Annotated in this window: 10 protein-coding genes; 3 read left to right on the plus strand and 7 right to left on the minus strand. The window is 45.8% G+C overall.

Annotation, left to right across the window (positions count from 1 at the left end):
* Positions 1 to 41: 41 nt before the first annotated feature.
* The 3 genes from AC23NW_RS30440 to AC23NW_RS30450 form a co-directional block, all read right to left on the minus strand.
* Entirely contained in the window at positions 42 to 722 is a 681-nt protein-coding gene (locus tag AC23NW_RS30440; protein WP_487454258.1) for a DUF5683 domain-containing protein, read from the minus strand.
* A gap of 22 nt (positions 723 to 744) precedes the next feature.
* Positions 745 to 1,665, minus strand: coding sequence for a ParB/RepB/Spo0J family partition protein (locus tag AC23NW_RS30445; protein WP_487454260.1), 921 nt, complete (start codon positions 1,663 to 1,665; stop codon positions 745 to 747).
* Between the two features lie 109 nt (positions 1,666 to 1,774).
* Positions 1,775 to 2,563, minus strand: a complete 789-nt coding sequence (locus AC23NW_RS30450; RefSeq protein ID WP_293834669.1) for a ParA family protein — start codon at positions 2,561 to 2,563, stop codon at positions 1,775 to 1,777.
* 240 nt (positions 2,564 to 2,803) lie between these two features.
* On the opposite strand from AC23NW_RS30450, the gene AC23NW_RS30455 reads away from it, so the two are divergent.
* Together AC23NW_RS30455 and AC23NW_RS30460 are read left to right on the plus strand one after the other, a co-directional pair.
* On the plus strand, positions 2,804 to 4,210 hold the full coding sequence (locus AC23NW_RS30455) for a DNA/RNA non-specific endonuclease (RefSeq protein WP_487454261.1): 1,407 nt from the start codon (positions 2,804 to 2,806) through the stop codon (positions 4,208 to 4,210).
* Between the two features lie 87 nt (positions 4,211 to 4,297).
* The gene (locus AC23NW_RS30460) at positions 4,298 to 4,645 is read left to right on the plus strand and encodes a hypothetical protein (RefSeq protein ID WP_487454263.1); all 348 of its coding nucleotides are present in this window, start codon (positions 4,298 to 4,300) and stop codon (positions 4,643 to 4,645) included.
* A 532-nt stretch (positions 4,646 to 5,177) separates the two neighbouring features.
* Here AC23NW_RS30460 and AC23NW_RS30465 read toward each other — a convergent pair.
* The 4 genes from AC23NW_RS30465 to AC23NW_RS30480 all read right to left on the minus strand — a co-directional run bounded on the left by AC23NW_RS30465 (position 5,178) and on the right by AC23NW_RS30480 (position 8,445).
* Positions 5,178 to 5,630, minus strand: a complete 453-nt coding sequence (locus AC23NW_RS30465) for a DoxX family protein (RefSeq protein WP_487454265.1) — start codon at positions 5,628 to 5,630, stop codon at positions 5,178 to 5,180.
* A gap of 152 nt (positions 5,631 to 5,782) precedes the next feature.
* Positions 5,783 to 5,911, minus strand: coding sequence for a hypothetical protein (locus AC23NW_RS30470; protein WP_487454266.1), 129 nt, complete (start codon positions 5,909 to 5,911; stop codon positions 5,783 to 5,785).
* A gap of 69 nt (positions 5,912 to 5,980) precedes the next feature.
* Entirely contained in the window at positions 5,981 to 6,748 is a 768-nt protein-coding gene (locus AC23NW_RS30475) for a response regulator (RefSeq protein WP_487454268.1), read from the minus strand.
* A gap of 8 nt (positions 6,749 to 6,756) precedes the next feature.
* Positions 6,757 to 8,445: a histidine kinase dimerization/phosphoacceptor domain -containing protein gene (locus tag AC23NW_RS30480; protein WP_487454270.1), complete on the minus strand. Its 1,689-nt coding sequence runs from the start codon at positions 8,443 to 8,445 to the stop codon at positions 6,757 to 6,759.
* A 153-nt stretch (positions 8,446 to 8,598) separates the two neighbouring features.
* On the opposite strand from AC23NW_RS30480, the gene AC23NW_RS30485 reads away from it, so the two are divergent.
* Positions 8,599 to 9,315: a hypothetical protein gene (locus AC23NW_RS30485; protein WP_487454271.1), complete on the plus strand. Its 717-nt coding sequence runs from the start codon at positions 8,599 to 8,601 to the stop codon at positions 9,313 to 9,315.
* Positions 9,316 to 9,377: the final 62 nt, after the last annotated feature.

Genomic DNA, 9,377 nt, shown 5'->3' on the forward strand with positions numbered 1-9,377 from the left:
AAAGCTATTTTCGTTTCGTTCTAAAAGACCGAAATCCCCGTTTATTTAATCGTCAGCGTAAGTTTAGCCCCCAATATCGGCGGACCACCGGCTAAGTTCGGGATCAGCATTGGCTTTACCTGCATCGACAGATCATCCGACATGTCAAACGTTTTCAGGTGAGCCGCCACGTTGGCTTCAACCGCATTCAGCCCCCAGAACGCCGCCATCAGAATCACGTTCAGATCCCGATACCGGTGATAGATGTCTGTAATGGTCTTCAACTGTGCAACGCCAAAGCGTACATCCTGCCACTGACCATCCCGTTTGATACGGACAACGGCTGTTTTCGCATTTTCGCCGGTCGATTTATCCTCGTAAGCGGTCCGGTAAGCCGATTCGAACTGAAGGTATTTTTTATTGAAATCAACGATCAGGTACACCTCCGTGCCCAGGGCCGCATACACAAACGGCACTTTCCAGGGCTGTCCATTATAAATCTGGCCCAAACCAGGCAAAATCGCCGAGCGGATGGTTGCCTGACGCGGAATAATCTTGCGGATTTCGGCCGTTTTCTTCTCGCTGATCCGAACCGTATCGGTCGCATTCACAACAGTAGAGTCGTCGGCGGTCAGCACCGAATTACCAACCCGCACGCTATCGGCAACTGCCTTTTTCTGTGCCTGAACCGCACCGGTTGCCAGCAACAGGACCATCCACACCCAAACTCCCCGATACTTCATGTCAGTTCGTAACTTCCGGCTGTTATTTTCCTTCGTGGCGCAAAACCATCAGGATTTTGTCCAGCTCTTCCTGTGATGTAAACGGAATCTTGATCTCGCCCTTGTGTTTCTCATCGGCTTTGATTGATACTTTCGTACCAAACATCGACGACAGCTTAAACTGCAGGCTCCGCAGTTCCATTTTGGGCAGCGTCACCTTGCGGGCAACCAGTTCGGTACCATCTGCTGACAGGTTACGAACGGCTTCCTCTACCTTCCGTACTGACCACTCTTCATCGACAATTTTGCGGAAGATGCGGATCTGCGTATCCGGATTCTCGATGTTGATAATGGCGCGGGCGTGTCCCATCGAAATCACGTTATCGCGGAGCGCGGCCTGAATGACCGGCGGTAGTTTCAGTAAACGGATGTAGTTGTTGACCGTTGTGCGGTTTTTGCCGACCCGCTCGCCCAGTTCTTCCTGCTTCAGGCTGCACTCAGTGATGAGGCGCTGATAGCTCAGGGCAATTTCTATGGAGTTTAGATTCTCACGCTGGATGTTTTCAATCAGCGCCATTTCCAGCATCTGCTGGTCATTGGCCATCCGGATATAGGCCGGAATCGTGACCATGCCGATCAGCTTGGAGGCCTGCAGACGGCGTTCCCCCGAAATCAGCTGATAGCGGTCTTTTTCCAGTTGCCGGACAGTGATCGGCTGAATAATTCCCTGCACACGGATGGATTCGGCCAGCTCCTGCAGGGCTTCTTCGTCAAACCGCGTACGGGGCTGAAACGGGTTCGTCTCAATCTGGTTGATTGAGATTTCGCTCATGGTACTGATCGTCTCATAAGGCGATGGTTTGGCCTGCCGGTTGACCGCATCACTATCCTGGAGCAGCGCACCGAGTCCCCGCCCTAAACCCGTCATCCGTTTGTTTGGTGCTTTACTATTCAATGTCTCCATACATTTAGTTAATGATGTATGATTTACGGGTACCGTTCTGCAACGGCCCTCGTAAGCCCCTGATTAAATTGATTATTACAGGAGAACCGGTTCGCCCCCTGCCTTATGTTTAAGCCGGTTGGTCGTGCGGCATCAGTCCGTTTTTCGTCAGGATTTCGCGGGCCAGATTCAGGTAGCTGATGGCACCCTTGCTCTCGGCATCCTGCGCCAGGGCCGGCACACCGAAACTCGGCGATTCGCTCAAACGGATGTTGCGCGGAATGATGGTATTGAAGACCATTTGCTGGAAGTGCGAAGTTACCTCACCGACAACCTGATTCGACAAGCGCACGCGCAGGTCATACATGGTCAGCAGAATACCCTCAATCGTCAGCCGGGTATTGAGCCGCGACTGGATGATCTTGATTGTATTCAGGAGTTTGCCCAGGCCTTCGAGCGCAAAGTACTCGCACTGAACCGGTACAATTACCGAATCGGCAGCTGTAAGGGCGTTGATGGTAATCAGGCCCAGCGACGGCGAACAGTCGATAATAACGAAATCATATTCCTGCCGGACATCGTCCAGGGCATCTTTCATTTTATCTTCCCGGTTGCCCAGGTTGATCATCTCGATTTCGGCTCCGACGAGGTCGATATGTGACGGCAGCAGATCCAGGTTCGGGAAATCCGTCTGAATGATTGCATCGTGTGTATCAACGCCTTCGACCATGCATTCATAGATGCTGGTTGATATTTCCTTTGGATTATATCCTAAACCCGACGTGGAGTTTGCTTGTGGATCGGCATCGACGATAAGCGTCCGAAACTCCAGAGCGGCTAAGCTAGCCGCTAAATTAATCGTGGTAGTTGTTTTTCCGACTCCCCCCTTCTGGTTGGCGACAGCAATGACTTTACCCATTTGTATTAGCTCGTTGCAGTCCCAAAGATGCCGGATACTTTCGGATAATCCAAGGATGTTTCACGGAAATGTTTCACAAAAAAACTTAATGGTGTGAAAAGGGGAGAAAATATAACGATATGTTAAAAATGAAACTCTTATCATTGAAAACCAATACCCCGCAAGCGTTGAGGGCAGGCGTATAAGGTATGTTATCGGTGTGCTGGTGTGTAAGCCTTATAGCCCGTAGGTAAGCCTACTATGCAGTTTAGTCCTAAACTAAATGCCACACCTGCCGAAATAAGCGAGGCTGAGGCTATGGTTGTGGAAGTGCTAGGCCAACCCGAAAAGGCACTGGAAAGCAGCCTGTCGGGCTTAGGGAAATTAGTAGTTGATGGAAAAGGAACGCTTAATTTCGAGCCTGCCAGCCAGGTTGTTTTCAATAGTACCTCAAAAGGGGGACAGGTAGTTTCGCTGATAAACAAAGCGAATAATGTATTAACACCGGTTGCCTACATTGCTGCCGAAGGGGCAATCATTAGCGTTATTAAAGACCAGAGTAATTGTGCTTTATGTAAAACCCGCACCCAGAACGATCCCACCCTCTGCCAGTCATTGACGGACTTACAGCAACGGGGAGGTACCATGAATGGACAAGCAGGTGTAACAAAGCTATGCTCAAGTACTCTGAGTAACCCCGAGTTAAAAGCTGTTGTAGATCGGATATTGAGCTTTACAGCAACCGGAGAGATACCGGCATTCCTGGGAGACGTGCTTGAACCCACATTTGACAGTAACAAACTGTCCATGCATATTTCTGACTTGACGGTTGACCTGGTGAGCGCTTACGATAAATTGTATACCTCGGATTACGAAGATAAATTTGATTATCTTAAAGCTATTCGGGATGTGACAACACAGTATAATTATCAGACTAAAGTAGTTGGACGGAAAAATGTAACAGTCTCATCAACGGGGACTAATGCTAAGTTATGGGCGAAATTAATTGGAAACAAAATTGAGGCAGTAGGTGGGGTAGGGACCGTAACCGCAAAAGCGGGACGAAATCAATTTCTTAATTTGGTGCCATTGCTTTTAAATGTAACGTATGAAGTTGACATAGACTTTAAATATGAAACTGATGATTTAGGGCGTGTTAAGAAAATAACTGGCTTGTTACATGATGGACCTAATCGGCGTGATTCCGATGAACAACGAAGAGCAAAATTTGAAAAAGATGGTAATGTTAACGATAACACTGTAGACGATGGAGGACATATGATAGGCGCGCGGTTTAACGGGCCGGTTGAACAATTAAATTACTTTCCGCAAAATACCGTTTCAAATCGTTATGGTGACTGGAAAAGTATGGAAGATGAATGGCAGGCTGTTTTACAACGGAGAACGACAACAATTAATGGGACAACTGTTAGTCCACCCATTCAAGTTGAAATAAACCCTACTTTTATTGGTTCAAAAAGAATTATTGAGACAATCAATAATTCTGAGTGGGATGAAGCAATTTATCCAATACAAATTTCCACAAATAATACCGTAAGTGCTGGAATGATTATCTTACGATCAAAGGGAAGTGAAATAGCAAGAGCCATATTAAATGGTTACTCACAATTTACCGATGATATTAGAGAATCAGCAAAAGTAAATTAGTGGAACAAAGGTGATATAACAGTCTTTCGAGATGGCAGGTTCAGAACATCATTTTTTTTAGATGAATCGGATAAATTACAAGAAGAAGTGAGAACAGCTAAATCGGCAGTTTCCGGTTTGTACGAAAGTTTATTTGAGCGAATTGCATTTGAAATTAAGCCCGAGATAAACTGGAAAACTGCTGTGGCAACCGTCATAGTTCTGAATGGCAAAATTGATGAGCAGAGTCATATAATACTAGAAGACGATCCCAGAATTTATCCGCTCAATCTGGATAAATTCTGGCAACTGAAATTTCCGGAATTTCAGGAGAAGACTAATTCCGACCCCTTGAAAAAATACTTCCCTGCATGGAATACGCTTAAATACTACTTACGCTATGGGGATAACTTTAATGAAGATAAAGACATTGACTATCAATTTATCAATTATTAAAAATTGACAGACTTACAGGGAAGGCTGAGTAAAATAGAACCTGTCAAAATCCCGTAACCCATAAACCAATGTACCACCACTACCCACATACCACCGTCGTCCTCACCGCAGCCCTGGGCCTGCTGAGCGTCAATCTAATGGCCCAGCTCAACGCGGCCCGGCCTGTCGCAGGCTTGGCCCCTTGCCGGCCGCGTACTGCCCAAAAGTAAGCCAACGCCAGGAACCGTAAGTTTTCGGCATGGTTTGACCAGGCACAAACCGGTGTATTTAACTTCGTGAAGTTCGATTATCGCTTTGGTTCGGATGATGAGTACTTTTTAACCTCTCTGATCATGCGGATTGATAACCCACGCATGGCCGAACTCATTACCGCTTTCCAAAGCATGGTTATTGACTACAACAACCCTGAAAAGCAGGAAAAACAGCAATTCCAAAACAGCCAGTCGATAGCCATACAGCACAAGCAGCCTGAATGCCGGTCAGCGCCCGGTCATATGTTATCCATGCCCAACGAGGTTTCCTGTACAAACTCCTACACGCGTCTTTTCATCAACGCGGCATCTACGCTCGCTTTACCACCACCGGCAATCAGGCTGATCAGGGTCAGGCCGAAAAGCAGAATAAAATATTCAAGCCCTTCCTCCTTGTTGGCTTCGGCGTACCAGTTCATGAAAAAGCCGGATTTCAGGTGCGACGACACGACAATACCGATGAAATTGCCCAGAATGCCTAACGCCGCCACGCGGGTAGCCGCTCCTGCGATGAGCATCAACGGTCCGAAAAATTCGATCAGGATCACCAGCAACGCCAGTATCCAGGGTAGTCCCACATCGCCGGTCAGGAAGCCCATGGTTCCCTGAAAACCACCACCGCCAAACCAGCCCAACAGTTTCTGGGCACCGTGCGGAAACACGACGATTGCCAGGGACAGCCTGGCAATCAATGCCGGCCAGTCAGCAGCATTTGTATACAGGATTCGATTCATGCTGCAAAGCAAGGTATTTTTCCGGATATTGCCGCAGACTGCCAATCCATGCATGTTTTCGTTCTACACTTTCAGACCGGGACCTGAGATGCGAACAAGTGTAAACACGTTCATGGGCAAAACCAGCTTTACCACCCATGAACGCACTACCATTATTTTACAGTTACCACGCTGCCGTCGCGGATTTCTTCGGTGGCCGTCATGACCAGCTGGTCATTTTCGTGCAGCTCGCCGAACACTTCGGCCTTATCGCCGGCCTCCAGCCCCTTCCGGACGGGCATCTGGTCAATGCCTTAGTCTGTATTCTCCACGGTAGCTTCTGATCAGATCCTTAAAAGACTACTTCAGTTTTACCTGTGCTCACGTTTAGACGGGGTTTTTATAATTGCGAATTGTTGTAGAAAATTTTTGTAATTACTTTCCGAAAACTGAACTGGCGCCGAGCGACCCTGGACATAAAACTGACCTTTTTCGATTCGCTCCACATAGTTAAGATTGACCAGTATAGAACGAGGAAGAATATAGAAATTCTCACTTGTAAAGAATTGCGCGAGATAGCCTAAATTCATTGAAAAAACACGCTCCTGCTTTTCATTTATCAGATAAACTTCAACATACGCTCTGGCGGCTTGTAAATAAAGCACTTCATCCTTTTTGATTTTTACATACCCTTTCCCCTGATCGACGGGTAGATAAAGGCTATCCGATAAAAAAGGATCAACTGATTTAATTTGGGTTGTTTGGTAGTTGTAATAGGCAAGTTCAACCTGGATCGATAGTTCTTTGTGCCGGAACGGCTTAAGCAGATAGGCAGCAGGACAGGTCTGTTTGGCTCGTGAGATTGTGTGCTGTTCAGAGTGGCCAGTAAGATAAATAATGGGTAAAGGAGACTGGTTAAGGAGATGCTGAGCAATGGAAATTCCATCTTCAACGGAGTGTTCCAGATGAATATCAATCAATGCCAGATCAGGAGGATTAGTGCGAATGGAAGTCATCGCAGCAGGTAAACTACGGGCAATATCGGTTATCGTATGCCCGGCTGCCTCCAGTGTTTCCCGGATGTCATAGGCCGTCACCAACTCGTCTTCGATGATGAGGATTTTAAGTGAGTTCATCATAAACCAAACTATTGTATCCTTTTGCTACCTGGTAAAACTGGTAGTAAAGGAAATGTCATTGTGAAGGTTGTACCATCTTTACTATCAAATTGTGAGGTGCCGAACAACTGCTCGACCTGAATTTTAATCAACCGCATTCCAAACGATTTTGATGATGCTGATGAATCAAAGCCGTTGCCATTGTCGGCTACACGCAGATGAAATGTGTTTTTGACTAACGCTGCTTCTATGTATAAAGTAGGATGCGGATTATCCGGAAACGCGTACTTGCATGCATTCACAACCAACTCATTTACAATCAACCCAATACGCATTACGTAGTCGGCGGATAAAGTAAGCGTCGATGGAATTTGATATACCGTTTTAACCTGGTTCAATTCATTAAATGCCTGTAAAACCATTTCTGTTAATTCACGAATAAAATCGCCTACGGGAGCACTAACCAGATTGTCGCCATCATAGAGTTTTCGCTGAAGTAAACTCATGACTTCAATACGTCGTTGGCTATCTTCCACCGCATTTTTGGCACTTTCATCAACAAGACGATTGGATTGTAAACTTAACAGGCTCGAGATGATTTGTAAATTATTTTTGACACGATGGTTTTGCTCCCGTACCAGATTCGCATTCGTAAGGCTAAGTCGTTGATTCTTCTTTGACAGTCGATAAAAAGCCCCGCTAGCAAAGGCAGTTCCCAATAACAAAGCAGAAAGAATAAGCAGAAGGCGATGTTGCGTTTTCTGATTATCCTGGCTGAGGGCTAATTCACGCTGCTGGCTTTTCAGGATTGTTTCTTTTTTAGCCATTTCATAATCAACACCCAGCCGGGTGACAGCTCCATTCCGGTCGGCGACCATCTGATCACGTTCAAAGCCCCGGACTCTTTGCGATTGCTCAAATGCCTTTTGCCAGTTTTTTGTCTGTTGATAGTATCGCATATAGGCTATAGCCAAATCCCTCTCTATCGACAACTCTCTCACTTTTAAGGAATTATATAATAAACTTGCCTGCTGCAATAAGTGATACGCTCGTTCGGGCTGATTAAATTCTAAATAGGTTTGTGCAAGCACCAGACTACTTACAGCCTGACTGCTAGTGTGCTTCAATGCTGTATGGATGCCTAAAGCTGTCTGATAATAGCGGTATGCCTGATCCTCATGCCGGAATCGATAGACTGCCCCAAGTATGCCACTTATCCCTGCTATACTGACGGAATCATTGAGTTGGTAAGCAATCCGCTCAGCCAGTTTACCATAGTGAAATATCGTATCCAGCAATGGACGCTGCCGATTGTTAGCTAAACTATCATGATACAAAAATATGTAAATATCGGCCAGCTGCTGATAAGCAGACATCAGCGTTTTCGGGGTACCATTACGGGCATAAGCCAGAGCAATCCGGGCTTCTTCGAGGGCCTTAGTCAAATTCTTTTGCTCCCGCTCTATCCATGATAGCCTGAGATAAATCCTGCTGATTTTATCGGATTGATGATTCTGTTCTACAATTCGAAGCGACTTCATGAAATAGCGCTTGCCTGTCAGATAATCACCGGCGTCTACATAGGTTTTCCCATACAGATAATAGGCTTCGGCAAACAGTAAAGAGTCTTTTTTGACAATTGCATCCCGTTCTATTTTCTGAGCATAGACAAGTTTCCCGGACTGGAGAGGCAAGAATGATGGCTGTGCAACACCCATACTGGTTCGGACTAACATGAATGCGAACAAGAATAGCAATTTGTTGCTATACAATCCCATAGAGAACAGCCGGAAAAGAGAAGTTATTCAGTGTAAAGATAGGCTTTCCGAGCAGATTACCGGTCTCCTTCATCCTGAAATTTTAAGTTAAAAATGGGCTGGAAAGCGATTATCGAATTTCGGAAAGTAATCTGGCGAACTGGGAAATTCTACAAAAAGCAGGTTCAAAATATGCCTAAAATTGATCTTGTTAACGGCAACCAAATTGTTATAAAGTATTTATCATATATGAAAACTCACTACTTGACTACATTCCACACGCTGCTGGTAGTATGCTTATTGAGCCTGCCTGCTGCTCTTTTAATTCCTGCTTATGCACAACCCAAACCACCTCGCCAGGCTCCCTCAAAATCTTCTACAAATAAACCACCTGCTCCAAAGCCGGACCTTTTGGTTCGTCGAGATGGTACACAGCTAGAAGTGCTGGTCACTGAAATAACCGATAAAGAGATTGTTTACAAACGTTTTAATAATCTGAATGGCCCCATTTTCCGGTCACAGAAAGCTGACTTTAGTTATCTCAGGTATGGGAGTAATGGAGAACTGGAACAGTTTACAAAAGTGGTTCAGTCTGCACCGGCACAAACTGCCGTACAAGCAATACAAACACCAGTGCAAACGATACAAACAACCGCTACCCCTGCACAAACAACGGCACAAGCCCCTACCTCCTATGTACCTGCCCCTGTCTATCAATCAAAGTCAGTATCAGAGTCAAAAGGGCTTCGTTTTGGCTTTAAAGCTGGTATTCAGAGTGCATCCCAAAGTGGTAAATACTACTCATTAAATGGTTTCACTGAGATGGTCTAATTTATCGGCACAGTGAACTTGCTTAACTTCGCAAGATCATGCAGCAACTAAGCAGACCTAAA

The organism is Arsenicibacter sp. R0_47 (assembly GCF_057652235.1).